Annotated in this window: 20 protein-coding genes; 6 read left to right on the top strand and 14 right to left on the bottom strand. The window is 73.8% G+C overall.

Annotation, left to right across the window (positions count from 1 at the left end; genetic code table 11):
* Window positions 1-272 precede the first annotated feature (272 nt).
* Entirely contained in the window at window positions 273-716 is a 444-nt protein-coding gene (locus tag STRNI_RS35430; protein WP_381286376.1) for a hypothetical protein, read from the top strand.
* Window positions 717-776: 60 nt separating this feature from the next.
* Here the strand turns inward: STRNI_RS35430 and STRNI_RS35425 are convergent, their stop codons facing one another.
* Window positions 777-1,106: a bifunctional 3-phenylpropionate/cinnamic acid dioxygenase ferredoxin subunit gene (locus STRNI_RS35425; RefSeq protein ID WP_018090650.1), complete on the bottom strand. Its 330-nt coding sequence runs from the start codon at window positions 1,104-1,106 to the stop codon at window positions 777-779.
* A gap of 160 nt (window positions 1,107-1,266) precedes the next feature.
* Between STRNI_RS35425 and STRNI_RS35420 the strand changes: the two genes are divergently transcribed.
* Together STRNI_RS35420 and STRNI_RS35415 are read left to right on the top strand one after the other, a co-directional pair.
* Window positions 1,267-2,073, top strand: a complete 807-nt coding sequence (locus tag STRNI_RS35420; protein ID WP_277412681.1) for an IclR family transcriptional regulator — start codon at window positions 1,267-1,269, stop codon at window positions 2,071-2,073.
* Window positions 2,074-2,303: 230 nt separating this feature from the next.
* The gene (locus tag STRNI_RS35415) at window positions 2,304-3,389 is read left to right on the top strand and encodes an S-(hydroxymethyl)mycothiol dehydrogenase (RefSeq protein WP_277412680.1); all 1,086 of its coding nucleotides are present in this window, start codon (window positions 2,304-2,306) and stop codon (window positions 3,387-3,389) included.
* 27 nt (window positions 3,390-3,416) lie between these two features.
* Here STRNI_RS35415 and STRNI_RS35410 read toward each other — a convergent pair whose 3' ends face one another.
* From STRNI_RS35410 to STRNI_RS35375, 8 genes are all read right to left on the bottom strand, one after another.
* Window positions 3,417-8,102 carry a coiled-coil domain-containing protein gene (locus STRNI_RS35410; protein ID WP_277412679.1) on the bottom strand — a complete coding sequence of 1,562 codons (4,686 nt, stop codon included), beginning with the start codon at window positions 8,100-8,102 and terminating at the stop codon, window positions 3,417-3,419.
* Window positions 8,103-8,389: 287 nt separating this feature from the next.
* Window positions 8,390-9,322 (bottom strand): hypothetical protein, encoded by a 933-nt coding sequence (locus STRNI_RS35405; RefSeq protein ID WP_174876483.1) that lies wholly within the window; start codon window positions 9,320-9,322, stop codon window positions 8,390-8,392.
* Window positions 9,319-9,459 carry a hypothetical protein gene (locus STRNI_RS35400; RefSeq protein ID WP_018090655.1) on the bottom strand — a complete coding sequence of 47 codons (141 nt, stop codon included), beginning with the start codon at window positions 9,457-9,459 and terminating at the stop codon, window positions 9,319-9,321. Before STRNI_RS35400 ends, STRNI_RS35405 begins: the two co-directional genes overlap by 4 nt.
* On the bottom strand, window positions 9,459-10,982 hold the full coding sequence (locus tag STRNI_RS35395) for a hypothetical protein (RefSeq protein WP_026169805.1): 1,524 nt from the start codon (window positions 10,980-10,982) through the stop codon (window positions 9,459-9,461). Before STRNI_RS35395 ends, STRNI_RS35400 begins: the two co-directional genes overlap by 1 nt.
* A gap of 168 nt (window positions 10,983-11,150) precedes the next feature.
* Window positions 11,151-11,795, bottom strand: a complete 645-nt coding sequence (gene pcp / locus STRNI_RS35390; RefSeq protein ID WP_109888106.1) for a pyroglutamyl-peptidase I — start codon at window positions 11,793-11,795, stop codon at window positions 11,151-11,153.
* Window positions 11,796-11,893: 98 nt separating this feature from the next.
* Window positions 11,894-12,862: a DUF979 domain-containing protein gene (locus STRNI_RS35385; protein WP_093638567.1), complete on the bottom strand. Its 969-nt coding sequence runs from the start codon at window positions 12,860-12,862 to the stop codon at window positions 11,894-11,896.
* Window positions 12,859-13,569, bottom strand: a complete 711-nt coding sequence (locus tag STRNI_RS35380) for a DUF969 domain-containing protein (RefSeq protein ID WP_127149676.1) — start codon at window positions 13,567-13,569, stop codon at window positions 12,859-12,861. The genes STRNI_RS35385 and STRNI_RS35380 overlap by 4 nt, the downstream gene beginning before the upstream one ends.
* A 158-nt stretch (window positions 13,570-13,727) precedes the next feature.
* Window positions 13,728-14,471 carry a GntR family transcriptional regulator gene (locus STRNI_RS35375; protein WP_018090660.1) on the bottom strand — a complete coding sequence of 248 codons (744 nt, stop codon included), beginning with the start codon at window positions 14,469-14,471 and terminating at the stop codon, window positions 13,728-13,730.
* Between the two features lie 384 nt (window positions 14,472-14,855).
* Here STRNI_RS35375 and STRNI_RS35370 point away from each other — a divergent pair, with 384 nt between their 5' ends.
* Genes STRNI_RS35370 through STRNI_RS35360 form a run of 3 tightly spaced genes read left to right on the top strand, consistent with a single transcriptional unit; the run spans window position 14,856 to window position 17,118 of the window.
* Window positions 14,856-15,638: a LamB/YcsF family protein gene (locus STRNI_RS35370; RefSeq protein WP_277412678.1), complete on the top strand. Its 783-nt coding sequence runs from the start codon at window positions 14,856-14,858 to the stop codon at window positions 15,636-15,638.
* Window positions 15,635-16,255, top strand: a complete 621-nt coding sequence (pxpB, locus tag STRNI_RS35365) for a 5-oxoprolinase subunit PxpB (RefSeq protein ID WP_093638578.1) — start codon at window positions 15,635-15,637, stop codon at window positions 16,253-16,255. The genes STRNI_RS35370 and pxpB overlap by 4 nt, the downstream gene beginning before the upstream one ends.
* Window positions 16,255-17,118: a 5-oxoprolinase subunit C family protein gene (locus STRNI_RS35360; RefSeq protein ID WP_277412677.1), complete on the top strand. Its 864-nt coding sequence runs from the start codon at window positions 16,255-16,257 to the stop codon at window positions 17,116-17,118. The genes pxpB and STRNI_RS35360 overlap by 1 nt, the downstream gene beginning before the upstream one ends.
* A 95-nt stretch (window positions 17,119-17,213) precedes the next feature.
* Here STRNI_RS35360 and STRNI_RS35355 read toward each other — a convergent pair whose 3' ends face one another.
* The 5 genes from STRNI_RS35355 to STRNI_RS35335 all read right to left on the bottom strand — a co-directional run bounded on the left by STRNI_RS35355 (window position 17,214) and on the right by STRNI_RS35335 (window position 26,147).
* Window positions 17,214-20,828: a hydantoinase B/oxoprolinase family protein gene (locus STRNI_RS35355; RefSeq protein ID WP_277412676.1), complete on the bottom strand. Its 3,615-nt coding sequence runs from the start codon at window positions 20,826-20,828 to the stop codon at window positions 17,214-17,216.
* Window positions 20,825-21,757 (bottom strand): SGNH/GDSL hydrolase family protein, encoded by a 933-nt coding sequence (locus STRNI_RS35350; protein WP_277413364.1) that lies wholly within the window; start codon window positions 21,755-21,757, stop codon window positions 20,825-20,827. Before STRNI_RS35350 ends, STRNI_RS35355 begins: the two co-directional genes overlap by 4 nt.
* Before the next feature lie 23 nt (window positions 21,758-21,780).
* Window positions 21,781-23,007, bottom strand: coding sequence for a glycosyltransferase (locus STRNI_RS35345; protein WP_277412675.1), 1,227 nt, complete (start codon window positions 23,005-23,007; stop codon window positions 21,781-21,783).
* Window positions 23,004-24,131, bottom strand: a complete 1,128-nt coding sequence (locus tag STRNI_RS35340) for a glycosyltransferase family 4 protein (RefSeq protein ID WP_159490673.1) — start codon at window positions 24,129-24,131, stop codon at window positions 23,004-23,006. Before STRNI_RS35340 ends, STRNI_RS35345 begins: the two co-directional genes overlap by 4 nt.
* Window positions 24,132-24,728: 597 nt before the next feature.
* Window positions 24,729-26,147: a HEAT repeat domain-containing protein gene (locus STRNI_RS35335; protein ID WP_277412674.1), complete on the bottom strand. Its 1,419-nt coding sequence runs from the start codon at window positions 26,145-26,147 to the stop codon at window positions 24,729-24,731.
* Between the last annotated feature and the right edge of the window lie 279 nt (window positions 26,148-26,426).

Raw genomic sequence — 26,426 nt, 5'->3', positions numbered from 1 at the left:
CCGTCAACAAACGGCGCGAGCCTACTACTTTCGGGTGACCGAGCCGAAGGCCTCTCCCGAGGTCGGGGCGGGGTTCGGGGAGGGATCGTCCCGAGTTGTCCGTTGATTCCCGGACAACCCACCCGCGTTTCGGGGAGCCGCCCCTGTCATCGGTGTCCGGCGGAATGCCGGTCGGTTGGCCGGTTTTGCTCTACCCCGGGTAACCCTGTGCGCGTCCGGTACGTGACCATGGGAGGGGACGGGGTGCGGCACCAGGGGCGTGTACCGGTGAAATCGGGGCAGCCACCAAGGAGCCGGACACGCGGGGAGAGTGCGGGGAGAGTGACGCGGTCATGGACACCGGCAGACAGTCGTTGTGGCAGGAGGAACCGGCGGCCCGGCCCCGGATGGCCGATCCGGTGCGTACCGCCGCGGTGCGCGCCGTCATCATCGTGGCGCTCACCCTGATACAGGCCATGGTGGCGTTCCTGTGCACGCTGGCGGGCTCCTGGTTCGCGTTTCCCGCGGTGCTCGGCACGGTCGCCAGCACCGTGGTCGCCACCTGGGGAGTGCTGGACGTCTGGGTGACCCGCCAGGTGTGGGTACAGCGCAACGGGGTGCGGTCCCAGCCGAGCAGTACGGCCCGGGAGCTGCGCCGCGAGCGGCGCCGGGCGCGGCGGCAGCAGCGCCGGGAGTCGCGGGAGGGCCCGTCGAGGGTGGATCGCGCGGCCGCGTAACGGCGGGGCGGGAGGGCCGCGCCACACCTGCCGGCCACGGCTGCCCGTGGCCGGGTGTTTTTACGCCACCGCCTCTTCCCGCACGGCGGGCCGCACATGAATGATGCCGTCCAGGACGTCCACCTGGTGCGTGCGCACCGGCCGGCGGGCGGGCAGACAGGTCGGGGCTCCGGTGCGCAGGTCGAACAGGGCCGCATGCAGCGGGCATTCGACGAAGCAGCCCTCGACATAGCCCTCGGAGAGCGAGGCGTCCTGGTGGCTGCAGGTGTCATCGACGGCGTAGAAACCGCCCTCGGCGTGGAAGACCGCGATGGCCGGTGTGGCGTCGTCGATCTCGATCCGGACGGACTCGCCCTCGGGCAGGTCCTCGATGCGGCAGACGGGAATCATCTGGCCCCCCTCGCGCTGATCGGTATCATGTGTTCTGAATAACGCATCGCAGAGCGCGATGCGCAACAGAATCCAAGCCGGGACGCGGGCCGTCAAGGGCTTCCCGGCAGATGCCTTCAGACGTGCCCCGCGGGGCCACCGGGTGGTGACACGAAGACCCATGCCGAAGACGAGCGATACGGCGGACGACCGGTCCGAGGAACGGCGCGGCGGGGCGGGATCCGTCCAGTCCGTGGACCGCGCGGTGAGCGTGCTGGAGATCCTCGCCAAGCTGGGCGAGGCCGGGGTGACCGAGATCTCCGAGGAGCTGGGCGTCCACAAGTCGACCGCGTTCCGGATCCTCGGAGTGCTGGAGAACCGCGGGCTGGTGGAGCAGGAGAAGGACCGCGGGAAGTACTACCTGGGCGCCGGAGTGCTGCGGCTGGCCGGTGCCGCGGCGATCCGGCTGGACATCTCCCAGGAGGGCCAGCCGGTGTGCCGGGCGCTCGCCGAGGACACCGGGGAGACCGCCAACATCGCGGTGCTGGACGGCGATGCGGCGGTCAACATCATGCAGGCCAGGGGCTCAGCGGCGGTCACCGCGTACAACTGGCTGGGCCGCCGGACCCCGCTGCACGCCACCGCCAGCGGCAAGGTCCTGCTGGCCCATCTGCCGGCCCCGCGGCGGGAGACCCTGGCGACCCGCAAGCTGCCGCGGTTCACCGAGCACACCCTGACCACGGCGGCCGGTCTGCGGGAGCAGCTGGCGGCCGCGCTGGAGGACGGATTCGCCTGCACCAGCGAGGAGTTGGAGATCGGGCTGAACGCGGTGGCGGCGCCGGTGCGGGCCCACGACGGCGCGGTGATCGGCGCGATCGGCGTCTCGGGACCGGCGTACCGGATGGAGCGTCAGCTGCTGCCGGAGCTCGCGGAGCGGGCGGCGAAGGCGGCCGCCGACCTCTCCCGCCTGATGGGGTACGCGGGTTGAGCGGGGTAGCGAAAAATCCCCCCTTGACGTATCCCTGACGGACTTCCAGCATGTCTCCTATAGCGCAACCAAGCGCACTATAGGCAACACGGCGCCAGCGGTGGACCGTCCTCCGCCACTGTCCCCGTTCCCAGCACAGCGCACCACTCCCACCCCTCACAGGCATCCGTGCCACCCCACGCGTGCTACCCGCCCTGCCGCCACCGCAGGCGCTGTTTTAGGAGTGAGACATGCCGCACGAAGCCCGCGCCGTCGTCGCCCTCAAGAAGGGCGCCCCCGTCGAGGTGCTGCCGATCCTCGTGCCCGATCCCGGTCCGGGCGAAGTGCTCGTGACCGTCCAGGCCTGCGGGGTGTGCCACACCGATCTGCACTATCGCGACGGCGCGATCGGCGACGCCTTCCCCTACCTGCTCGGCCATGAGGCGGCCGGCGTCGTCGAGGCCGTCGGCACGGGTGTCACGGAACTGGCGCCCGGCGACTATGTGGTGCTCGCCTGGCGTGCGCCGTGCGGACAGTGCCGGGCCTGCCGTCGTGCCCGCCCCTGGTACTGCTTCGCCTCCCGCAATGCGGACCGGCCCATGACCCTGCTGGACGGCACGGAGCTGACGGCGGCCCTGGGCATCGGCGCCTTCGCCGAGAAGACCCTGGTCGCCGCCGGGCAGGCGGTGAAGGTCGATCCGTCGGCGCGGCCGGAGGCGGCGGGGCTGATCGGCTGCGGGGTGATGGCCGGGTACGGCGCGGCGGTGCACACCGGTGGGGTGGGCAGCGGGGACACGGTCGCCGTCATCGGCTGCGGCGGCGTCGGCAACGCCGCCATCGCGGGCGCCTCCCGGGCCGGGGCCCGGCGCGTCATCGCCGTGGACCTCGACGACGGCAAGCTGGACGCCGCCGAGCGGTTCGGCGCCACCGACACCGTCAACTCCCGTGGTACGGACCCCATCGAGGCGGTCCGGGCGCTCACCGGCGGGCACGGCGCCGATGTGGTGATCGACGCGGTGGGCCGCCCGGAGACCTACCGGCAGGCGTTCTACATGCGCGATCTGGCCGGCACGCTGGTCCAGGTCGGTGTCCCCGAGCCGGACATGCGGATCGAGCTGCCGCTCATCGACCTCTTCTCGCGCGGCGGCGCACTGAAGTCGTCCTGGTACGGCGACTGTCTGCCCAGCCGCGACTTCCCGGTGCTGATCGATCTGTTCCTGAGCGGCAAGCTCGATCTGGAACGGTTCATCAGCGAGACCATCGCGCTCGACGACATCGAAGCGGCCTTCGCCAAGATGCAGCGCGGGGAGGTCCTGCGGTCGGTGGTGGTGGTCTGACCGCCCGCAGGCCTCCCGCGCCGCCGGTCATCCGCCGGCCGGGTCCGCCGGCTCCTCGGGGGCCGGTTCCTCCGGCCGGCGGTACATCCGCGTCGCCGTGATCTGGCCGTGCACCGCCTCGCCGGACGGGTCCTGCTGCGGCAGACCCGGCCGCAGATGCTCCTCGACGCTGATGTACTTCAGCCCGGCCCGCAGGTCCGCGTCATTGCGCAGCCGGATGACCAGCGGGAACTCGGCGAGTGCGGTGGTGTCGAACAGGCCGGTGGTGTAGAGCAGCTGGACGCCCAGCGCATCGGCGACGGCGCGCTGCAGCTCCAGCAGATAGGTCGCGTTGGCGCGGCCGATGGGGTTGTCCAGGAACAGCGTGCCGGCGTGCCGCTGCTTGTCGCGGCCCCGGTCGTTGCTGCGCAGCGCCGCCATCGTGCAGTACAGCGCGATGGCGGCGGTCAGCAGCTGGCCACCGGAGAACACATCGCCCATCTGCCCGACCGGCACACGCTCGGCGCGCAGCACCGCATCCGGCTTGAGGATCTCCACGGCCACCCCGCGCGGCTGCAGCGCCGCGCTGACCCCGCGCAGCAACAGGGACATCCCGTCCCGCCGCAGATCGCTGTTCTTCTTGACGGCCGCGCGGGTCGCCTCGTCGATGACCTCGCCGAGCCGCTCGGTGAGCGTGGCCTGGTCGGGGTCCTCGAAGCGGATCCGCAGGAACTCCTGTCCGGACCACTCCCCCAGCCCCTCGGGCAGCCGCGACAGCCGCTGGGCGGAGCGCAGTGTCGTCAGCGACGACTCGACCAGGCCGCGGAGCCGGTCGACGATGGAGTCGCGGTTGCGCTCCAGCTGCTCCAGCTCGTCGGTGAGCACCCGCAGCCGGGGGGCGAAGGCCTCCGCCCACTTGGCGGCATGGTCCGGCAGGGCCGCCGCGGGCAGTTCGCGGATCTGCTGGCGGGCGGGGGTACGGACCTGTTCGTAGCGGGTGGAGTTGGCGTGCCGTACGAGGATGTCGCTCGCCTCGCGGACCGCGGAATCGGCGGTGGACAGATCGGCGGCGCAGCCGCGCAGCGAGCGGCGGGACTCGGCGGCGGCCTGCCGCGCGTCCTCCACCCGGCCGGCGTACGGCTCGATCCGCCCGCCCGCCGCGTCCTCGGCGTCCGCGTGGTCACGGAGCAGATCGCGCAGCAGGGCGGCGGTCTCGTCGAAGCCGCCGGCCGCGTCCTCGGCGGCGCGGTGGCCGCGCAGCAGCTCCTCGTGCCGGTCCCGGGCGGCCGTCAACGCCTCGGTGGCGGTGGTCAGTTCGCCGCCCGCGGTGCGCAGCAGCTCCTTGGCGCGGTCGGCGTCCGCGGGCACCAGGTCCTCGGGCAGCTCGGTGTGCGCCTCACCGTCCGTGGGGGCGAGGCGCTCGGCCTCACCGCGCAGCCGGCCGAGCTGTTCGCTGGCGGCCGAGGCGCGGGTCTCCAGCATGTGCACCAGCGATTCGGCGCGGGCCGCGGCGGCCTGCCGGGACGGGCCGTCGGCGGCGTCCGGGCTCTCCAGGAGCGTCTCCGCGCGGGTGCGGACCTTGTTGGTGAGGCGGTTCAGCTCGGCCAGGGCGGCGCTCTCTTCACCCTCGGCGCGGGCCTGTTCGGCGCGCAGATCGGCGCCGACACCGACCTTCTCGTAGAGCTGGGAGGCGGCGCGGTAGGCCTCGCGCAGCGCGGGCAGGGAGGCGCTCGCGGCCTCCGGAGCCTCGCCGAGATCGTCCGGTACACCGGCGATCTCGGACCGCTCGGCGCGCAGCGCACGGGCGGTGCGACGGGCGTCGTCGGCGGCGCGCTGGGCCGCCCGGCGGTCCTCGTCGGCGGCCCGCGCACGGTCCACGCACTCCTCGGCGCGGGCCTCGAACTCGGCTGCCTCATCGGCGAGTTCACGCATCCGGGACTGCCAGGAGGCGCGCTCGCGCAGCCGGTGGGCGAGCCCGGCCAGCAGATCCGCGGCGCGGCGGGCGCGCTGGGCGGTCTCCTGGCGCTCGTCGCGCACCCGGGTGGCCTCGGCCGCGACCTCGTCGGTCCCGTCGCGGGCCGCGCGGGCCTCGGCCAGCTCCGCCGCGGCCTCCTCCGCGGCCGTCCGGGTCTCCTCCGCGGCGGCGGCCAGCTCACCGAGGCGGCCGGCCGGGCAGCCCGTACGCCACGAGCCGAGCCGCGCGGCCAGCGCCCGGTCCCCGGCGAGCCGGGCGGCCAGCGCCCGGATCTCCTCGTCCCGCTCTATGGCGCGCGCCCGCAGCGCCTGGCGCTCCTCGTCCGCGGCGGATTCGTCGTGCATCGCCGGGTTCGGCGGGACGAGGAAGACACCGGTCTCCCGCTCGTCGGGGGCGGGCGTGGGCGCGAGCAGCGCGGCGGCGGTGCCGACCGCGACGGCCGAGCGCGGCAGCAGCGCGGCCTGGGCGAGCACCTCGCGGGCCCGCGCATGGGTGTCCGGGTCGGTGATGATCACGCCGTCGACCAGCTCGGGGCGGGCGGCGAGCACCCGGGTGTGGTCGGCGGGGTCGACGGACTGGGCGAGATAGCGCCAGCCCGGCAGCGCGGGGACACCGTGCTCGCCCAGGTACTCCACGGCGGCCAGCACATCCGGCCCCGGGGGCAGCAGACCGCCGTCGCCCAGCGCGCCGAGGATCCGCGCATCGTCGGCGGCGGCCGTACGCAGGTCGAACAGCTGCCGCTCGGCGCCGGCGACGCCCTCCTCCAGCAGCTCACGCAGCCCGTCGGCGTTGCGGTCCAGCTCCTCGGCGGTCAGCGGGCCGGCGGTGGGGCGGCGCGGGGCGCCGGTGTCCGTACTGGACGTCGCCGTACGGGGGCCGGGCAGGCCGAGGGACTTGGCCTCGGACTGCGGGAGTCCGAGGAGGTCGGCGAGCCGCTGCTCGGCGCCGATGGACTCGGCGGCCCCGCGCTCGGCCTCGTACGCCCGCTCGGCGGCCTCGGCGGCGTCCTCGGCGCGGGCCGCCGCCAGTTCGGCGGCGGAGTGCCGGGCCGTGGCCTCACGGGCGCGGTCGGTGGCCTGCCGGGCGGCCTCGCGGGCCGAGTCCCAGGCCTCCACGGCGGTCTTCTCGGCGTCCGAGGCGGCGAGCGCGGCGCGGGCCGGATCGGCATCGGGGGCGCTGTCGTCCAGCCAGCCGGCCCGGACCGCCTCGGCGGTCTCCTCGGCGACCTCCGAGAGCCGCTGCTTGAGGTGTTCGGCCTCGCTGCGGGCGCGCTGGGCGTGGGTGGCGGCGGTGGTGGCGTCGCGGTGCGCCGATTCGCCGGCCTCCTGGAGGGCGGCGGACCGTTCCTCCTCCTCGTTGGCGATCCGCTCACCGGCCTCGGCCGCCGTGTGCAGGGCGCGGACGAGGTCGGCGGCGGCGGTGGCACGGGCGGCGAGCGCGGGTGCGGCGTCCCGCTCGGCCTCGCGGATGGCGGCGGCGACCCGGGCGGAGCGGTCCGCCGCGGCGCGGTGCCGCAGGGCGATCTCGGCGGCCTGCCAGGCGCTGTGCAGCGTACGGGCGTCGTTGAGCTCCCGGCGCTGGGCTGCGGCGCCCTTCTCCGCGGCGGCCAGCGCCAGTGAGGCGTGCCGGTAGGCGAGTTCGGCGGAGACCAGGGAGCGGCGCTCGCGCACCCGCTCGGCGTCGGTGACGCGGTGCGCCGCGGCGGCGACCTGCTCGGCGAGCTCGGCGGCGCGGCCGCGCTCCTCGGTGCCGCGGGCGTGCAGCCGCTGGGCGAGGCCGCGGGTGCGGCGCTCGGCCCCGGCGTGCACCTCGCGGGCGCGTTCGCGCTGTTCGGCGGCGTCGGCGATACGGGAGAGCAGATCGAGGGAGCCGGCCGTGAAGTCCCGTTCGGCGGTGAGTTCGGCGCGCCGGCCGAGCTTGTGGGCGAAGCCGTGCACCAGATCGGCGAGGCCGTCGGTGTCGCGGGTGTCGGTGACGGCGCGCAGCAGCAGGTCGGTGAAGTCCGAGTCGTTCTTGACCGCGAACAGGCCGGCCGCCTCACCCTCATCGGCGTTCATCTCCCGCTGGTAGCGGAAGAGTTCCGGGTCCAGGCCCAGCTCGCCGAGGTGTACGTTCCAGCGCTCGTGGCCCTCCTCCCAGACCACATCCAGATTGGGGTAGTTCTTCCCCGCCTCGGTGAGGACGTCGCGGAAGCCCTTCATCGTCCGGCGGCGGCCCTGGGCTCCGGAGCTGCCCTCGCCGCTCTCCTGGCGGGGGCGGACGACGGTGGCCTCGGCGACGGGGAGGGAGTCCAGGCTCATCCCGGGGCCGGGCCGGAAGCTGTACCAGGCCTCGGCGAACTTCCGGGGGTCGTTGGAGACCTGCCGGCCGCGCCATTCGCTGACCTTGCCGACGACCACGCTCTCGCCGGTCAGGACGTGCTGCCACTCCAGGGCGACATGGCCGCAGTCGTCGGCCAGCAGGAACTTGCGCAGCACGCCGGAGCTGGCGCCGCCGAGGGTGTTGCGGTGACCGGGCAGCATCACCGAGAAGATCAGCTTGAGCAGGACGGACTTGCCGCCGCCGTTCTCCAGGAAGAGCACGCCCGCGGGGGCCGGGCGGCGCGGCGGGCCGACCGGTTCGTCCTCGAAGAAGTCCGCCTGGGCCGGGGCCGGTCGGGGCACGGGCGCACCGACTCCGCGCAGGTCCAGCACGGTGTCGGCATAGCGCGCACCGGCGGGCCCGATGGAGTAGAGGCGGACCCGGGACAGCTCGTACATGGCGGACTCTCGTTGTCGTGTCGGGAAGGGGTGACGCTGCTCCCCCGCCCCCTCCCCCTCCTCCCCCTTCGGGGGAGGGGGCGGGGGTGGGTTCGGGGGTGGGGGGGGGAGTCTCGGTCGGGCGACGGTCGGTGGGAGCGGTGGTGGTCGGTGGGAGGTAGGAGCGGCGGCAGTCGGTGGGAGCGGTAGTGGTCGGTGGGAGCGGTAGTGGTCGGTAGAAGCGGCGGCAGTCGGTGGGAGCCGTCGTGGTCGGTGGGAGGTAGGAGCGGTGCTGGTCGAACGGCCCCTCAGCCGGAGTGGAAGGGCAGTCCGGCGTCCGCGACCAGGTCGAGGTCGTCGGTTTCCTCGCCCGGCAGCAGGGCGGCACTGCCGTCGGCGACGGGGACGATTCCCAGCTCCAGGAGTTCGGCCATGGCGGCGCTGCCGGCCATGTCGCGGACCTGGAGCTGATAGCGGGCGGTGGTGCGGTAGGCGCCGCCGGCGTCGTCACCGGTGCGCTGGAGGAAGCCGGAGTCGACGAGGAAGGTGACGGCCTTGGCGATGATGCCGGTGGTCGAACCGGCTAGCCGGCGGGCGTCCTTGGTGGCGCCGGTCGCGCTGCGCCGGGCATACATGCGCCACGCGGATTCCAGGCCGGGGGCGTCGGTGGCCGGGTCGGTGTTCTCGCCCTCCTGCTCGGCGCGCTCCTCCAGCCGGCGGCAGGCCTGCCGGACGAAGGCATCGACGCCATTGACCGTGATCCGGCCGATGTAACCGTCGTCGGCGAGGTCCTCGGGGCGCGGGAAGGCCAGCGCGGCGACGGCGAGATGGGCCAGGCCGTGCAGGAAGCGGTCGGCGGAGTCGGCGGAGGCACGGCGGGCGTAGTCGCCCATCCGTACGGCGAAGACGGAGTCCTCGTCGGCGGTGACGGCCATCCCGGCGCGGGTGGACACCTCCAGGACGACCAGGCCGAGGCCGGTGGCGACGGCGTCGGCGAGCCGGGCGAAGGCCGGGTCGTCCCGATAGCGGCGCAGGAGTTCGCTGTATTCGGCGTCACGCGCGGGCAGCAGCTTGGGCTGGAGGCCGAAGGAGACCAGCCGTGCGGCGTCGGCGGCATCGGCGGGGGTCAGGGGCGCCCACTTCGCCGCGGCCGGCTCGGCGTCGGCGGTGGGCACGCCCCAGCCCGGCTCACCGGCCCCGGACGCCAGGTCCGGCTGCGGCGCCTCGTCGTACTGGGTCACGGAACAAGCTCCTTGCGGGGGACGGTCTGGGACATCTCGGGCCGGCGCGACGGCGGACGGCGGCCCGGCGCGCCGCGGCCCTGCCGGACCGGCCACGCCCCGCCGTTCGCCGACCGCTCGTCCTGGGCGCGGGGCATCAGGCCACCTCCGAGCGGTCCGCGGCCATTCCGGCGGCGTCCAGCAGCGCCGTGCCGACGATGAGGTCGGCGCCACCGAACTCGGGGTCCGTCAGCTCCGTGCCGTCGTCGACGGCGAACAGCAGCTGCTGTTCGCCCTGGCGGTAGGCCGTGCCGACCGGCGGGCTGGCGGCGTGCACCGCCAGCAGGGCGACGAGGTAGGGGAGTTCGGGATCGCTGCGGCGCGCCTCGGCAAGCAGGCCGGAGAGCCTGCGGGGCGCGTCGGCGGGCAGGTCGAGCAGCGCCATCGCGGCGTCGAGCTGGGCCTCGCTGAAGCGGCTGTCGTCGGGGGTGGCCACCAGGTCGGGCTCGGGCATCTCGGCGCCGAGGTGCTCACGCTCCATGGGCGGGGTGAGCAGCATCTCGACGAGGTCCCCGACGCGCACGGCCGAGGGGGTGCGCAGCCCCGTGCCCTTGGCGAAGAAGGCGTCGGTGACGCGGATGGCCTGCTCGGCGGGGAGCGGCAGCAGGGGGGCGACCAACTGGCCGTACAGGTCGAGTCCGGAGCGGGCGGCGGGGGTGGCGAAGGCCTGCCGGTCCTGCTCGGCGCGGAACAGCGGTCCGGCCTCCAGCAGCCGGGACTGGAGCTGGGTGTGGCGGCGGATGCAGTCCTTGACGATGTCGACGAGCTCGGCGGCCCGCCGCTTGTGCTCCGCCTCCTCGGTCTCGTCCCGGGCCTTGCGGATGTTCGTCAGGATGGCGTTCTCGTGGCGGTAGCGGTCCGCGACATGGTCCAGCGCCTCGTTGATCATGTCCGGGACGGTCTCCAGCCAGTCCACGGCGCGGACGTTGCGGCGGGTGGCGTCCAGGGTCCTGCGCAGCGTCTCCGCATACTGCACGGTGCGGTAGCGGGCCTGCTCGGCGGCGAGCTGGGCGTCGGCCAGCCGGCCGCGGTTGATCAGCACCTCCAGCTTGACCTCGGCGGCGATCTGGGCGCTGGTGACGTCCGTGTCGAGCGCGCCGACCAGGACGTTGACCGCTTCGTCGGTGGCCCGCAGGAAGACGCTGCCGCCGGCGCCGGGCACCTCTTCGATGAGCTTGAAGTCGTAGTCGCGGCGGACGTACTCGCCCTCGGTGTTGAAGGTGCCGTAGACGGCACGGAAACCGCGGTCCACGCTGCCGACGTTGATCAGGTTCTCCAGCACCCAGCGGGCCACCCGCTCATGCTGGCCAGTAGGACGGTGGGGGGCCTGGGCGGCGACCCGGGGGAGCACCTTCGCCACTATCTCTTCGTGGTCGGCGCCGGTGTCGAAGTCCATGTTGAGGGTGACGAGATCGATGACGGCGAGCGCCACCTCCGCCATGGCGTAGACGCCGTACTCGCCCGCGAGGTTGGCCTTGCGCACGTCGAGGTCGTGCAGCGGCGCGGTGCATGCGAGGGCACGCAGCCGACGGGCCAGGCCTTCGTCGGCGGCCGGGCCCGGCGCAGGCCGGTGAGGGCCGTTGAGCTGGGGCGCAGCGGCCCCCGGGGCGGGAAAAGTCACGTCGCACAGAGTAGGCGCTCGCACTGACAACGGACGAAACGGCGCGGATCCGCTCATGGGTGGAACCGCTGGTGGATCCGTTGACGGACCGCTCACGGGACGACGCGACAGTCTACGGCGTGGCGCGCGGTGGCCGGCGGCCAGGTCCCGTGGGCACGGGTGCCGGTCTCAGTGGGTGGCCCCGCCGGCGACGCGGATGTCGGTGCGGGTGCGCGCGGCGGTGAGGGCGATCTCACGCAGGGCCCGGGCGGCCGCGTCGGCCGGGAGCGACGGCTCGGCGCGGTCGACGACCTGCTCCGGTGTGTAGGGGACGTGGACGAATCCGCCGCGTACATCGGGCAGTTCGGTCGCGATGAGGTGGGCGAGGCCGTAGAAGACGTGGTTGCAGACGAAGGTGCCCGCGGTGTTGGAGACGGAGGCGGGCAGTCCGGCGGCGCGGACGGCCGCCACACATGCCTTGATCGGCAGGGTGGAGAAGTACGCGGCGGGGCCGCCGGGCACGATCGCCTCGTCGATGGGTTCGGCGCCCGAGGCATCGGGGATCCGGGCGTCGTCGACGTTGAGGGCGACGCGTTCGACGGTGATGTCGGGCCGGCCGCCCGCCTGGCCGACGCACACCACTATCTCGGGGCGGGTCTCCTCGATCGCGGCGCGCAGCACCGCGATCGACGCTCCGTAGATGCAGGGCAGTTCGACGGCGGACACCTCGATACCGGCGGGCGGTGCGTCCGCGGCGGCGCGGACCGCCTGCCAGGAGGGGTTGGTGGATTCGCCGTCGAAGGGTGCAAATCCGGTCAGCAGTACCCGGGTCATTCGGTCATCCTTGGTGCGACTGGTCGAGCGGGGAGGGAGCGGGTGAGCGCCCGCGCGCCGCACCCCGGAGGGGTCGCGGCGCGCGGTGCGGTGCCCGCTCAGAAGGCGAACAGCGCCATGATCACGATGTTGCAGCCGAGCAGCACACCCGCAGTGGGCAGCTGTGCCTTGATGGGCCCGTACTGGTCCTTCAGCTCCAGCAGCGCCGCCGGGACGATGTTGAAGTTGGCGGCCATGGGGGTCACGAGGGTCCCGCAGAATCCGGCGAGCATGCCGATGGCCAGCACGGCGGCGGGGTTGCCGTCGAAGTGCCCGACCAGGACGGGCCAGCCGACGGCCGCGGTCATCACGGGGAAGGCGGCGAAGGCATTGCCCATGATCATGGTGAAGGCGAACATGCCCACGCAGTAGACGACGACCGCGATGTAGAGCGAGTCCTCGGGCAGGACGGAGGTGGCGAGCTTGCCGACCTGGTCGCCGACGCCGGAGACCTGGAAGATGGCGCCCAGCGTGGCCAGCATCTGCGGCAGCAGCATGGCCCAGCCCATCGCCTCCAGCATGGAACGGCCGGACTGCACCGGCACCGAGATCCGCTTCTCGCGGAGGATGATCATGCCGACGACGAGGGCGACGACGGCTCCGATACCGAGGCCCAGGATGGTCTCGCTGCCCTCCTGGAGGAGCGGCTCGCCCCCGATGGTCACGTGCTTGACGCCGATGGCGCAGGCCATCGCGACGACCGGGATGGTGAGCGCCGGGACGAACAGCCGGTTGCCGAGCTTGGCGGCGCTGGCGGCGCGCTGCTCAGGGGTGGTGGTGCGCGGGGTGCCGCGTCCGGTGAAGCCGAAGCCGGCCAGACAGGCCATGACCAGCACCGCGACGCCCAGGGGCTCGGCCGGTGCCTGCTTGGTGACGACCCAGCTGCTGTAGATGAAGCCGGCGCCGATCAGGCCCCAGAAGGCGCCGGTGCCGAAGCGCTTGGGGTTGCTGCGGTCGGTGACCATCTGGGCGGCCATCACCAGGAAGCTGAGGCCCACCAGCCAGTAGAACCACTCTGCCTTGATCACTGGGCGGCCTCCACTGCGGCGGTGTCGCGGACGTTTGCGGTGAGCAGTTCGCGTTCCAACTGGCGGTCCAGGCGCAGCAGTCGCCAGCCGTGGACCACGAAGGCGCACACGGCGGTGGGGATCGCCCACAGCGCGAGCTGCAGCGGTTCGAGGTGGGTGCCGTAGGTGGTGTTGACGAAGCCGGTGATCAGCAGGATCGAGCCGACGGCGAGGAAGACGTCCTCGCCGAAGAAGAGGCCGACATTGTCCGCGCTGGCGGAGAACGAACGGACCTTCTCCCGTGTCCGGTCCGGGAGTTTGCCGTATTTCCGCTCGGCGGCACCTTCGGCCATCGGGACGGCCAGCGGGCGGACGGTCTGGGCGTGGCCGAAAACATTGGTCAGCCCGACTGCCGCGCCGATCTGCCGCAGCCCCAGGTAGAGCGCGAGGAAGCGGCCCGTGGTGAGCCTGGCGAACCGCGCGATGAGGTTACGGGCCTGCTCCTGGAGGCCGTAGCGCTCCAGGAGGCCGATGACCGGGAGGGTGATCGCGAAGATCGTCACCGCCCGGCTGCCGGCGAAGCCTTCGCCGAACGCGGCGAGCACCTTGCCCGGCGACAGCCCTCCGAGGAGGCCGGTCGCGATGCCGGCCACCCCCACGACCAGCAAGGGATTGCGTTTCGTGGCGAAGCCGATCACGACCACGAGCACGCCGAGGAGCACGATCATGGATCCGCCTTCCGCGTACGGGGACCCCACAGGGCCCGTGAGGAGTTGAAGAGATTGCAGCGGAGGCTAGGCGATTGTTCAACGATCCGACAAGGGGTCTGCACCAACAGATCTGCGGCACTTCCCGGGGCGGCTCTCGCGGCGGCCCCCTCCACCCCTCACCCCTCGGCGATGCGCTGCGCGTACGCCCCCGACAGCTGGCTGCGCGAGTCCTCCAGATAGGACAGCAACAGCCGCTCGGCCTCGGCGGCATCCCCCGCCTGCAGCGCCTCGACAATCTGGCGATTACGGGTCAAATAGGGTGCGTGGAAACGCCGGGGGTCGGCCATGACATGGAAGACCAGCCGGAGTTCGGCGAGCACGCCGCGCATCAGCTCATCCGTGCGCGGGCTGCCCGCCAGGGCCACGATGCCCTGGTGAAAGCGGATGTTGGCCGTGGACAGCGCCTGCCACTCCCGGTCCGCCGAGGCGGCCTCGCCGGCCTGCACGGCGGCCTCGATCGCCGCGATGGCCTCGGTCACACCGGCTCCGTAGGGGCCCTGCCCCAGCCCCCGTACCGCCGCGCACTCCACGAGGGTGCGCACCCGGTAGATGTCCTCCAGGTCCTCGACCGTCACCACCCGGACGAACACCCCGCGGTTGAGCTCGTGCACCAGCAGCCGCTCATGGGTCAGCAGCCGGAACGCCTCCCGCAGCGTGTTGCGCGAGACGCCCAGCGCACCCCCGATGCTCTCCTCGGAGAGCCGGGCGCCGGGCGGGAAGTAGCCCTCGGTGATCCGGTCGCGCAGGATGTCGGCGACCCGCTCGGCCGTGCTGGAGCGGCCCAGCAGGGGGCGGTCCCGCTCCAGGCCCGAGACCTCGGTGAGCCGCCCCTGATCGTTCTTCGCCACTCCGCCGGACATTCCGCTCCCCGCTCTCGCGCCGTACCGGGCGGCGACTTCGGGCCGTCTCCGGTGTCATGGAGCGAAAGTCAATCCCAGACAGGAGGACAAAACAACGCACCCTCAAACGGATGGCACACACCTCTTGTCGGATCGTTGAACGATCCTCTACGTTGTCCTCGACGCCGGTCGGCTCGAGTGCCCTCGGGGGAGAGTCACTACGGATACGGGCCGGCCGGAATGTCCCGCCCGCCCCTGCCCGCACACGGGACCCCGCACGCCGCCCACCGCGCACGGCCGGCCCCGAGCACCTCTGGAACGGACATACATGAGCGAGCGCAGCGAGCAAATCATCGAGAGGTGCGCGCCACGCGAATGCGGGGCCGAGCGGAGCGAGGTTTCGGCATGAGCGAGCGCAGCATGGGGGTCCCTCCCGTCATCGACCTCAACGCCGACCTCGGGGAAGGCTTCGGCCGCTGGCAGCTCACCGACGACGAGGCGCTGCTCTCCGTCGTCACCAGCGCCAATGTGGCCTGTGGCTTCCACGCCGGCGACCCGGCCACGATGCGCCGGGTGTGCGAACTGGCCGCCGAGCGCGGTGTGGTCATCGGCGCCCAGGTCTCCTACCGCGATCTGGCCGGCTTCGGCCGCCGCGCGATGGACGTCCCGCCGGACGAGCTGGCCGCCGAGATCGCCTACCAGATCGGTGCCCTGGAGGTCTTCGCGCGCGCCGCCGGTGCCCGCGTCGGCTACGTCAAACCCCATGGCGCGCTCTACAACCGCTGTGTCCACGACGCGGAGCAGGCCCGCGCCGTCATCGACGGCATCCGCACCGCGGGCGGCGGGCTGCCGGTCCTCGGCCTGCCCGGCTCCCAGCTGCACGAGGCCGCCCGGGAGGCCCGACTCCCCGTCGTCGGCGAGGCGTTCGCCGACCGCGCCTACACCCCCGAGGGCACTCTGGTACCGCGCCGTGAACCGGGCGCGGTGATCCACGACCCCGACGAGGTCGTCAAGCGCGCCCTCGGGATGGCCCGCGACCACACGGTCACCGCCCGCGACGGCCGGCGCGTGGGCATCACGGCCCGTTCGCTGTGTCTGCACGGCGACACCCCCGGAGCCGCGGACCTCGCCCGGCGGGTCCGGTCCGAGCTGACCGCGGCCGGCGTCCACGTACGGAGCTTCGTATGAGGCCGCTGCCGGTCGGTGAACACGGGCTGCTCATCGAGCTGGACAGCGCCGAGGAGGTCGAGGCGCTGCACGCCGAACTGCTGCGCCGGGCCGCCGACGGAGCCCTGCCGCCGCTGCGCGAGATCGTGCCGGCCGCCCGTACGGTACTCCTCGACGGCCTCGCCGACCCCCGTGGGCTCATCGCCGAACTCGCCGCCTGGGACATTCCGCCGCTCACCGCCGGCGACCGGCCCACCGTGGAGATCCCGGTCCGCTACGACGGCCCCGATCTCGCCGATGTCGCCGCCCTGTGGGGCGTCACCCCCGACGAGGTGGTGCGGCTGCACTCCGCCACCGAATTCCACGTCGCCTTCTGCGGTTTCGCACCGGGCTTCGGCTATCTGACCGGTCTGCCCGAGCGGCTGCACGTACCGCGCCGTGACACGCCCCGCACCAAGGTCCCGGTCGGCTCGGTCGCCCTCGCCGGCCCGTACACCGGTGTCTATCCGCGCTCCTCCCCCGGCGGCTGGCAGCTGATCGGCACCACCGGCACCGTGCTGTGGGACCCGCGCCGTGAACCGGCGGCGCTGCTCGCACCCGGCACCCGCGTCCGCTTCGTCCCGCAGGAGACCGCCTGATGACCGACCGCGCCTTCTCGGTCGTCCGGGCCGGTGCGCTCACCACCGTCCAGGACCTCGGCAGGCCCGGCCATGCCCACCTCGGTGTGCCACGGGCCGGCGCCCTCGACGCACCCGCCCACCAGCTCGCCAACCGTCTGGTGGGCAACCCCGCGTCCGCCGCCACCCTGGAGACGACGCTCACCGGCTGCGCCCTGCGGGTGCGTACGGCCACCACCGTCGCCGTCACCGGCGCCCCCTGCCCGGTGACCGTCGACGGCCGCCCCGCCCCCTGGGGCGCCCCGGTCCGTGTCCCGGCGGGCGCCGTCCTGGACGCGGGACCCGCCACCCACGGTCTGCGCTCGTATCTCGCCTTCGCCGGCGGTATCGACACCGAACCGGTCCTCGGCAGCCGCGCCGCCGATCTGCTCTCCGGCCTGGGCCCGGACCCGCTCACCGACGGCGCGGTCCTCCCGCTGGGCGACCCGCACGGCCCGCCGGCCGGCGCCGATGCCGTCCCGCATCATGGCCCGGTGCCGGAGCTGGTCCTTCCGTTCCTGCCCGGCCCGCGCGACGCCTGGTTCACCGACTCCGGTCTGCACACCCTCACCACCGGCCGCTTCCGGGTCTCCCCCGCCAGCAACCGCATCGGTCTGCGCACCGAAGGGCCACCCCTGGAGCGCGCCCGCAGCGGCGAACTCCCCAGCGAGGGCATGCCCCTGGGCGCCCTCCAGGTCCCGCCCAACGGCCTGCCGGTCCTCTTCCTCCACGACCACCCCACGACCGGCGGCTACCCGGTCATCGGTGTCGTCCCCGAGCGCTGTCTGGCCCCGGCGGCCCAGGCGGTACCGGGGACACCGGTCCGCTTTTTCCGCATGCGCTGAGCGCTCCGCGGGGCGTGCCGAGAAGTGCCGTGATGCGGCTGCGGCTGCGTCGTGGCCGGTCGCGCAGTTCCCCGCGCCCCTGTGCCCCGGGGCCGTCAGCCGCCCGCCGGCACCCCGTACCCCCCGCCGCCCGGTGTGCGCAGCACCAGCACATCGTCCACGCCGACGTCCGCCGCGTCACAGCCCGCCAGGGTCTCGTGTGTACCGTCCGCCCGCTCGATGGAGTTGACGCCCAGCGCACCCGGGGCGCCGCCCGCCATGCCGTACGGCGCGACCCGGCGGTGGTTGGTCAGCAGGGCGATGGTCATCGGCTCCAGGAAGCGCAGCCGGCGCTCGACACCGCAGCCGCCGTGCCAGCGGCCCGTACCGCCGCTGCCGGAGCGGATGGCGAAGCTGTCGACGCGGACGGGGTAGCGCCACTCCAGCACTTCGGGGTCGGTCAGCCGGGAGTTGGTCATATGGGTCTGTACGGCATCCGCGCCGTCGAAGCCGTCGCCGGCGCCCGAACCGCTGGCGACGGTCTCGTAGTACTGCACCCGGTCATTGCCGAAGGTGAGGTTGTTCATGGTGCCCGAGCCCTCGGCCTGGACGCCGAGCGCGGCGTAGAGCGCACCGGTGACCGCCTGGGAGGTCTCCACATTGCCCGCGACGGTGGCCGCCGGAAAGACGGGGGCGAGCATCGAGCCCTCCGGGATGCGGACCTGTACGGGCTTGAGGCAGCCGCTGTTGAGCGGGATGTCGTCGGCGACCAGGGTGCGGAAGACGTACAGGACGGCCGCCATCACCACCGAGCTGGGCGCGTTCGCGTTGCCGGGCTGCTGGGGTGAGGTGCCGGCGAAGTCCAGTACGGCGCTGCGGGCGGCGCGGTCGACGGTCAGCGCGACATGGATCTCGGCCCCGCTGTCGGTGTCGTAGCGGTAGCTGCCGTCCGACAGCCGGGCGATGATCCGCCGGACCGATTCCTCGGCGTTGTCCTGGACGTGGCCCATATAGGCCTGGACGACGTCCAACCCGAACTGCTCGGTCATCCGCCTCAGTTCCTGGATGCCCTTCTCGTTGGCGGCGATCTGGGCCCGCAGATCGGCGAGGTTGGCGTCCGGTGCGCGGGAGGGGTAGGGGCCGGCGGCGAGCAGTTCGCGGGTCGCGTCCTCGCGCAGTTCGCCGTCGCGCACCAGCAGCCAGTTGTCGAAGAGGATGCCCTCCTCCTGGATGGTGCTGCTGAAGGCGGGCATCGAGCCCGGGGTGATGCCGCCGATCTCGGCGTGGTGTCCGCGGGAGGCCACCAGGAACAGCAGGGTGTCCCCGTCGGTGTCGAAGACGGGGGTGACCACGGTGACGTCGGGGAGGTGGGTGCCCCCGTGGTACGGATCGTTGATCGCGTACACATCGCCGGGCCGCATCTCGTCGCCGCGGCGCCTGAGCACCTCCTTGATGGACTCCCCCATCGAGCCCAGGTGCACGGGGATGTGCGGGGCGTTGGCGATCAGATTGCCGTCGGCGTCGAAGAGGGCGCAGGAGAAGTCGAGGCGTTCCTTGATGTTGACGGAGTGTGCGGTGTTCTCCAGGCGGACGCCCATCTGCTCGGCGATGGCCATGAAGAGACTGTTGAAGACCTCCAGCATCACCGGGTCGGCCGCCGTGCCGACCGCGACCCGGTCGGTGCGCGCCCGGGTCCGGGTCAGTGTGAGGTGTCCGCGGTCGCCCATGGCCGCCTGCCAGTCCGGGTCGAGGACCGTGGTCGCGTCCTCCTCGGCGATGACGGCCGGGCCGGTGAGGGTGTCGCCGGGGCGCAGGTCGGTGCGCCGGTAGAGGCCGGTGTCCTGCCAGCGGCCGCCGGTGTACATCCGGATCGTCGCGGCGGGCGTCAACTCCCCTTCCCTGTCGCCGGGTTGCGTCTCATGCTCCCCGGCACCGCCGGGCGCTCCCAGCGCCTCGACCGACACCGCCTCGGCCACCAGCGGTTTGTCCATGGTGAAGGCGTAGCGCTCGCGGTGCGCCCGGACGAACTCCGCGGCCATGGTGTCGGCGTCGGCCAGCGGGACGCCGATCGTGGAGTCGGTCCCGGCGTAGCGGATCAGCACCCGGGCGCGGGTGGTGACCGAGGCGTCCGGCACCCCGTCGTCGTGGAGTTCGCGTCGGGTCTGCGCGGCGAGGGAGTCGCACACCTCCTGGACGCGGCGCAGGGCCGCGGGGTCCGTGAACTCCGCCTCGACGGCCTGCTCGCGCATCGCGGTGGCGTCGGCGACCCCGATGCCGTACGCGGAGAGCACCCCGGCCAGCGGCGGGACGAGCACCGTGTCGATGCCCAGCGCGTCGGCGACCGCGCAGGCGTGCTGGCCGCCGGCTCCGCCGAAGCTGGTGAGGGCGTAGCGGGTGATGTCATGGCCGCGCTGGACGGAGATCTTCTTGACGGCGTTGGCCATGTTGAGCACCGCGATGTCGAGGAACCCGGCCGCGACCTCCTCGGGTCCGCGGTCGTCCCCGGCCTCGGCGGCGGCCCGCTCGGCCAGTTCCGCGAAGCGGGCGCGGACCGCCTCGGCGTCCAGCGGCTGGTCACCGTCCGGGCCGAACACCGCCGGGAAGTGCGCGGGCTGGATGCGGCCGAGCATCACATTGGCGTCGGTGACGGTGAGCGGGCCGCCGCGCCGGTAGCAGGCCGGTCCCGGGTCCGCGCCGGCCGAGTCGGGACCGACCCGGTAGCGGCGGCCGTCGAAGTGGAGCACCGAGCCGCCGCCGGCCGCGACGGTGTGGATGTTCATCATGGGGGCGCGCATCCGTACGCCCGCGACCTCGTTGCCGAAGACCCGCTCGAACTCGCCGGCGTAGTGCGACACATCGGTGGAGGTGCCGCCCATGTCGAAGCCGATGACCCGGTCGTGGCCGCCGCCGGCCTCGGCGGCCGTACGGACCATCCCGACGACGCCGCCTGCGGGCCCGGACAGCACCGCGTCCTTCCCGCGGAAGTGCGCGGCCTGCCGCAGCCCGCCGTTGGACTGCATGAACATCAGCCGGATGCCGGGGAGTTGGGCGGCGATCTCGTCGACATAGCGGCCCAGGATCGGGGAGAGGTAGGCGTCGACGACGGTGGTGTCGCCGCGCGGCACCAGCTTCATCAGCGGGCTGACCTCGTGCGAGCAGCTGACCTGGGCGAAGCCGGCGCGCCGGGCCAGCTCGGCGACGGCCTGCTCGTGCTCGGCGTGGCGGTAGCCGTGCAGCAGGACGACGGCGGCGCTGCGCAGACCGTCCGCGCGGGCCCGGACCAGCGCCCGGCGGACCTCGTCCACGTCCAGCGGCCGGACCAGCTCGCCCTGTGCGCCGATCCGCTCCGGTACCTCGATCACCCGGTCGTAGAGCGCCTCGGGCAGCACGATCCGCCGGTCGAAGATCCGCGGCCGGTTCTGGTAGGCGATCCGCAGGGCGTCCCGGAAGCCTTCGGTGATCAGCAGTACCGTCGGTTCGCCCTTGCGCTCCAGCAGGGCGTTGGTGGCGACGGTGGTCCCCATCTTGACGACGGACACCTTCTCGGCGGGCACCGGTTCGTCCGGGCCGAGCCCCAGCATCATCCGGACACCGGCCACCGCGGCGTCCCGGTAGCGCTCCGGATGGTGCGAGAGCAGCTTGGTGGTGACCAGCCGCCCGTCCGGCCGCCGGCCGACGACGTCCGTGAACGTGCCACCCCGGTCGATCCAGAACTCCCAGCGTCCGGTCATCCCGCCATTGTCGCAGCGCCCTTCGTCATCGAGGGGTCTTTGCCGGTCCCCGCGCCGTCCGTCCGGCCCAGCGCGGCGAGCGCGGAGCGGGTGGCGCGGTCGGCCGCGGCGTCCAGCAGACGCCCGGAGCCGGCCAGACCGTGCCGGCACTCCTGGAGCGCGAGACCGACCAGCCCGGGCAGCAGGTCCGTACACCGGTCGGCGACCCAGCGGGTCCCCCGGGTCGCCATCCACAGCACGGAGCCGGCGCGGGTCGGCGGCGGCCCGTCGAGGGTGAGCGCGGGCGGCGGTCCGACGGGCAGGCCGGTGGCGGCGAGCGCCGTGTGGAAGCCGCGGGCCAGCAGCCGGTGGCCGTGCTCGCTGGGGTGCAGCCGGTCCACGCTCCAGGAGGCCCGGTCGGCGACCCAGGCGTGGTCGGCGAGGTGCAGATGCACGCCCCCGTAGCGGGCGGACACCGCATGGACGACGGTGTTCACGGCACGCATCCGGCGCCCCAGCGGACGGGCCAGCGGCGCGGGCAGCCCCAGCATCCGGCCCGGATCGGGCAGACATGCCGTCAGCACCACGGCCCCGTCGGCACTCAGCGCGCCGTGCGCCCGGTCCAGCGCGGCCGCGATCCGCTCGATGGCGAAGGCGGCGCGCAGGGTGTCGTTCGCCCCCACGAGCAGCGAGGCGAAGCGCGGGCCGAGCGCCCGTGCCGCGGGCAGCTGCCGTTCGGCGACATCGGCGGCCTGCGCCCCGCTCCGCGCCAGATTCACCAGCGGGACGCTCCCGGGCCGTTCGCCCAGCGCCTCGGCCAGCAGGGCGGCCCAGCCGCGCCAGCCACCGCCCGGTACCGGGTCGCCGAGCCCCTCGGTCAGGGAATCACCGAGCGCGACAAAGCAGTCCGGGGCCGCGGACCGCCCCCCGTCCGGCGCCTGCGCCGGTATCACCGCCCCCTCGGAGCCCACCGTCACCACCCGCCCAACGGGCCGGCCGGATGCGGCGCGGCCGCGGCGACCGGCCTGCCGACCGGTGCGGGCGCGTCGTGCGCCGCCAGAAAGGCGTCGACGGCGGGCTGCCAGCCGTAACCCTCGGCACGCCGTCGGGCGGCGGCGCGCCGGGCGGGCTCCGGCCGGGCCAGGACCCGCTGGACCGCATCGGCGAAGGACGGCCCGTCGTCGAGCGCCGTGTCCCCGCCGCTGCCGACCAGACCCGCCAGCGCCGACGCCGCGCTGGCGACCACCGGTGTGCCACAGGCGAGCGCCTCCAGGGCGGCCAGCCCGAAGGTCTCGGCCGGGCCGGGTGCCAGCGCGAGATCGGCGCCGGCCTGCAGCGCGGCGAGCCGGGAGCGGTCGGCGAGATGGCCGAGGAACGCCACGGGCAGCCGCTCGGCCCGCACCCGGGCCTCCAGCCGTGCCCGCAGCGGCCCGTCACCGGCCACCACCAGCGCCGCGTCGACCCCGCGCCGCCGCAGCTCCGCCAGCGCGTCCAGGGCCCGGCCCGGCCGCTTCTCCTGCGACAGCCGGGAGCAGAGCAGCAGCAGGAACTCCGCCCGGCCCGCGCAGTGCCGCCGCAGCGCGGCGCTGCGGCAGTCCGGGTGCCAGGCCGCGAGATCGACACCGAGCGGTGCGCGCACCACATTGCGCGCACCGGCCCGGAGGAACTCGGCCGCCGCCCACTCGGTGGTGCACACGACCCGGCTGTAGGCGTGCGCCGTACGGCGGTTGAGCCGGTCCGCGGCGGCGCGGGCGAGCGGCTGCGGCACACCCCAGGTACGCAGCACCCCGTCCACACTCTCGTGGGAGACCATCACCGCGGGCACCCGCGCCCGGCGCGCCCACTCCCCCGTCCAGCGCAGCGTCGTACGGTCGGAGACCTCCAGCCGGTCGGGGGCCAGCGAGTGCAGCAGCCGCTCCAGCCGGCGGCGGTCGGTCAGCACGCGGTAGCCGCCGCTGCCCGGCAGCTCGGGCCCCGGCACGGTGATCACCCGTCCCTGCCCGGTGAGTTCGTCGCGGAGTCCGGCCGTCCCGTCCGCCCCTGGCGGGCCGGGGACGATGAGCACCGGCTCGTGCCCGGCGGCCCGGTAGCCCGCGCCGAGCTCACGCAGCGCGGTGCGCAGCCCGCCGGAGGCCGGGGTGACGAAGTTGGCGATCCGGACGATCCGCAGACCCGCCCCGGTGCCGCGCCGCGCGGTCATGCCGCCACCGCCGTCCGGTCGCTGAGCACGGCCTCGTAGTGCCCCAGGAGCTGGTCACCGACCGCCTCCCAGGTGCGGTCCGCGACGGCCCCCCGGGCCGCGGCACCGAACCGTTCGCGCACCTCGGCGCTGTCCGCGAGGAAGCGCACCGCGTCCCGGAACGCGCCGCCGTCGCCGGGCGTCACCAGCAGCCCCGTACGGCCGTGGTCCACCAGGTCCATCGGACCGCCCGCCCGCGGCGCCACCACCGGCACACCGGAGGCCATCGCCTCCTGCACGGTCTGGCAGAACGTCTCGTACGGCCCGGTATGCACAAAGACATCCAACGACGCGTAGAGACGTGCGAGTTCGTCTCCGGTGCGGCGGCCGAGGAAGCGGGCCTCCGGCAGCGCGGTGCGCAGCCCGGCGGCGCTGGGACCCTCGCCGATGACGACGGTGCGTACGCCCGGCAGCCGCGAGGTCTCGGCCAGCATCCGGACGTCCTTCTCCGGCGCGAGCCGCCCCACGTACCCCACCAGCAGCTCCCGTCCCGCGGTCAGTGAGCTGCGCAGCACCGCGTCGCGCCGCCCGGGGTGGAACCGCTCGGAGTCGACACCGCGCGGCCACAGGTGGACCCGTGGCACCCCGTTCTCGGTCAGATCCAGCAGCGCCGCGCTGGAGGGCGCCAGGGTGCGGTCGGCGGCCGCGTGCACCGCCCGGATGCGCCGCCAGGCCGTCGCCGCGCCACCGCCGAGATAGGTGCGGGCATAGCGGCCCAGATCGGTCTGGTAGACGGCGATCGCGGGCACCTGACGGCGGGCGGCGGCCGCCATCCCGCGGGCCCCCAGGACGAAGGGGCTGGCCAGGTGCACCAGGTCGGGGCGGTGCCCGTCGAGCGCCGCGGACAGCCGGCGCCCGGGGAGCGCGATCCGCACCTGCGGATAGCCGGGCAGCGGCATGGAGGGCACCCGGACGACGGGGCAGGGACTCTCGTCCGTACCCGCATCCGCCGAAGCACCCCCGAGCGGCGCGATGACCAGCGGATCGTGGCCGCGCCGGACGAGGTGCCGGGCGGTTTGCAGGGCGCAGTGGGAGACGCCGTTGACATCGGGCGGGAAGGATTCGGTGACGAGGACGACACGCATACGGCTGTTGTCGGCGCGCCGTGCGTGGAGGGAGCCAAAGGGATCTTTCCTGCCGGAGAACGTTCCGCTGCGCTTTGCCTTTGGCCCCGCGTTTTCGGCTTTCCCGCCGTGGTGGTTGCTCGCCGTGGCGCCTGCGGCGGGCTGGGTGGTTTGTGGGTGCGGTGACGGACCTCCGGGGCCTGGTGTGTGGACTGCTTCGCTTTACGTCCACACACCAGGCCCCTCCGGCCCGTCCCCTCCCGTGGGAGGAGTGAGTACAGGTAGGTGGGGGCGGGCGTCCGTAGGCGGTGATTTCACTCCTGCTTCGCGAGGAGCAGGGGACCACCGGCGTGCACTCCCACCAAGGTTTCTTCCCTCCCCCAACGGGAGGGGACGGGCCGGAGCGGGTGGGGGTGTCCGGACGTAAAGCGAAGCAGTCCGGACACCCCCACCCGCGGAGGTCCGTCACCGCACCCCGACAGCCCCGCGCAGCGGACCCGCCCGCCGCAGGCGCAACGGCGAGGCACCCGCAAGCTTCACCCGAGCCCACGCCCCGCGCAGCGGAGCCTCAACGGCGAGAAGCCACCACGACAGGAAAGCCGAAAACGTGGGAAGAGCCTAGGACCCCTCGGGTCCGATTCGGCTGCGGACGGCCGTTTGGACCTCGTCCTCCTCCGCCGGGTCGGCGGCCAGGCGCCGCAGCTGTTCGACGACCCGGTCGTCGCCGGTGGCGGCGTGCCGGGCGGCCAGTTCTCTGGTGGTCTCCTCGCAGTCCCACAGGCACTCGACGGCGAAACCGGCCGCGAAGCCGGGGTCGGTGGCGGCGAGCGCCCCGGCGGCCCGGCCGCGGAGGTGGGAGGAGGAGGTCTCGCGGTAGATGTGCCGCAGGACGGGGGCGGCGCAGCCGACGCCGAGGCGGCCGGTGCCGTCGACCAGCTCCCACAGGCCGTCCGCGTCCGGCCCCTCCTCGCGCACGGTCCTGCGCAGCGCGGCCAGCACCGGCTCGGCGTCGCGCAGCCCGCCGCGGCGGGCGAGCACCGCGGCGGCGGCCGCGCCCAGCCGGTCCGTACGCGGCGCCCAGATACGGGCCCGCTCGATGGCGGCCACACTGCGCATCCGGGTAAAGGCGGCGAGCGCGGCGGAGACCAGCTGCTCGGAGGAGAAGAGGTCGGCCACCGCGGCCTCGATCAGGTCGAGGGTGGCCGGGTCGCCGCGCTCGGCGAGGTGGTGGAGCACGGCGGCGCGCGCCGCGTCCGGGGCGCTGTGCGCGGCGCGCAGCAGCTCGGGGCGGTCCTCGGGGCCGGCGACGGCGCCCAGGCAGCGGGCGGCGGCGTGGTGCCGCTGCTCCACGGGCTCCAGCTCCAGGCCCTGCTGGGCCCACTCCAGCACCTCGGTCACGCTCCAGCCGGGCCGCGGCCCGCTGGGTCGCAGCTGCCGCTGCCAGCGGTCGAAGGAGCCCTGTTCCCCGGCGGCGGCCAGGCGCGCGCGGTAACGGGGGTCCTCGGCCCACAGCCGCCAGGGCCGGGGCTCGAAGGCGTCGCGGACGGCGGCGGCCAGCTCGGCCTCGCCCTCCTCGGTCTCGGGGAAGCGGGCAAGGACGGCGGGGGCGAGGGTCATCAGCCCGGCATCGTCGTCACGCAGCGCAAGCTCGTCCAGGGCCCAGCGCCAGTTGCTGCCGGCCGCGGCATAGCTGCGCAGCAGCAGGCGGGCGGCGTCCCTGCCGTACGCGGCGAGGTGGCCGAGGACGGCGAGGGCCAGGCCGGTGCGCTCCTCGCCGGTGTCGACGAGGTCGTCGGGGTGGAAGAGATGGCGTTCGATCTGCTCGAGCCCGCCGTCGAGCTGCATGTAGAGGCGTGCGTAGTAGAGCGAGCGGTTCTCGACCTGCCAGTCGCGCCGGGGGTCGCGCAGCACGCTGTCGTTGAGTGCCGCGAGCGCCTCGGCCCGCGGCGCCGCGAGGGCATGCAGGGTCCCGTCGCCGCGGCCTCGCTGCAGGAGGCCGAGCAGGGTGCCACTGGGCGCTATGTCTGGATCGAACATGAGGTCAGCATCCGGTGCGGGGGACAGGCTGGCAACGGGATTTCCGCTGACCGGCATTCTTGCCGGTGACCACGGGCCGTATGCCTCGTTCCCACCATGGATCGGCGGGACCGCCTGCTGTACGGCGGCCGAAGCCTAGCGTGGAAGCCGTCATTCCGCCGATTCGCCCCGGGGTTGCCCCAGGAAGGCCGGTGGCATATGCCAGATGCACCACCGTATCGGGTAGTGCCAAATCCCTTACGGACCGTCGCCGCCTGTGCAACAGTCGTTACCGGCCCT

The organism is Streptomyces nigrescens, from assembly GCF_027626975.1.
GTDB classification, from domain to species: Bacteria; Actinomycetota; Actinomycetes; order Streptomycetales; family Streptomycetaceae; genus Streptomyces; species Streptomyces nigrescens.
This window is presented reverse-complemented; position numbering and strand designations above follow the sequence as displayed.

What these genes read in the sequence shown, in the direction of transcription:
- STRNI_RS35410 (WP_277412679.1), bottom strand. Translation starts at nt 8,102, where the DNA reads ATGTACGAGCTGTCCCGGGTCCGCCTCTACTCCATCGGGCCCGCCGGT.
- STRNI_RS35360 (WP_277412677.1), top strand. Translation starts at nt 16,255, where the DNA reads ATGACCGACCGCGCCTTCTCGGTCGTCCGGGCCGGTGCGCTCACCACC.
- pxpB (WP_093638578.1), top strand. Translation starts at nt 15,635, where the DNA reads ATGAGGCCGCTGCCGGTCGGTGAACACGGGCTGCTCATCGAGCTGGAC.
- STRNI_RS35370 (WP_277412678.1), top strand. Translation starts at nt 14,856, where the DNA reads ATGAGCGAGCGCAGCATGGGGGTCCCTCCCGTCATCGACCTCAACGCC.
- STRNI_RS35415 (WP_277412680.1), top strand. Translation starts at nt 2,304, where the DNA reads ATGCCGCACGAAGCCCGCGCCGTCGTCGCCCTCAAGAAGGGCGCCCCC.
- STRNI_RS35420 (WP_277412681.1), top strand. Translation starts at nt 1,267, where the DNA reads ATGCCGAAGACGAGCGATACGGCGGACGACCGGTCCGAGGAACGGCGC.
- STRNI_RS35380 (WP_127149676.1), bottom strand. Translation starts at nt 13,569, where the DNA reads ATGATCGTGCTCCTCGGCGTGCTCGTGGTCGTGATCGGCTTCGCCACG.
- STRNI_RS35355 (WP_277412676.1), bottom strand. Translation starts at nt 20,828, where the DNA reads ATGACCGGACGCTGGGAGTTCTGGATCGACCGGGGTGGCACGTTCACG.
- STRNI_RS35335 (WP_277412674.1), bottom strand. Translation starts at nt 26,147, where the DNA reads ATGTTCGATCCAGACATAGCGCCCAGTGGCACCCTGCTCGGCCTCCTG.
- pcp (WP_109888106.1), bottom strand. Translation starts at nt 11,795, where the DNA reads ATGACCCGGGTACTGCTGACCGGATTTGCACCCTTCGACGGCGAATCC.
- STRNI_RS35375 (WP_018090660.1), bottom strand. Translation starts at nt 14,471, where the DNA reads ATGTCCGGCGGAGTGGCGAAGAACGATCAGGGGCGGCTCACCGAGGTC.
- STRNI_RS35340 (WP_159490673.1), bottom strand. Translation starts at nt 24,131, where the DNA reads ATGCGTGTCGTCCTCGTCACCGAATCCTTCCCGCCCGATGTCAACGGC.
- STRNI_RS35400 (WP_018090655.1), bottom strand. Translation starts at nt 9,459, where the DNA reads ATGCCCCGCGCCCAGGACGAGCGGTCGGCGAACGGCGGGGCGTGGCCG.
- STRNI_RS35345 (WP_277412675.1), bottom strand. Translation starts at nt 23,007, where the DNA reads ATGACCGCGCGGCGCGGCACCGGGGCGGGTCTGCGGATCGTCCGGATC.
- STRNI_RS35425 (WP_018090650.1), bottom strand. Translation starts at nt 1,106, where the DNA reads ATGATTCCCGTCTGCCGCATCGAGGACCTGCCCGAGGGCGAGTCCGTC.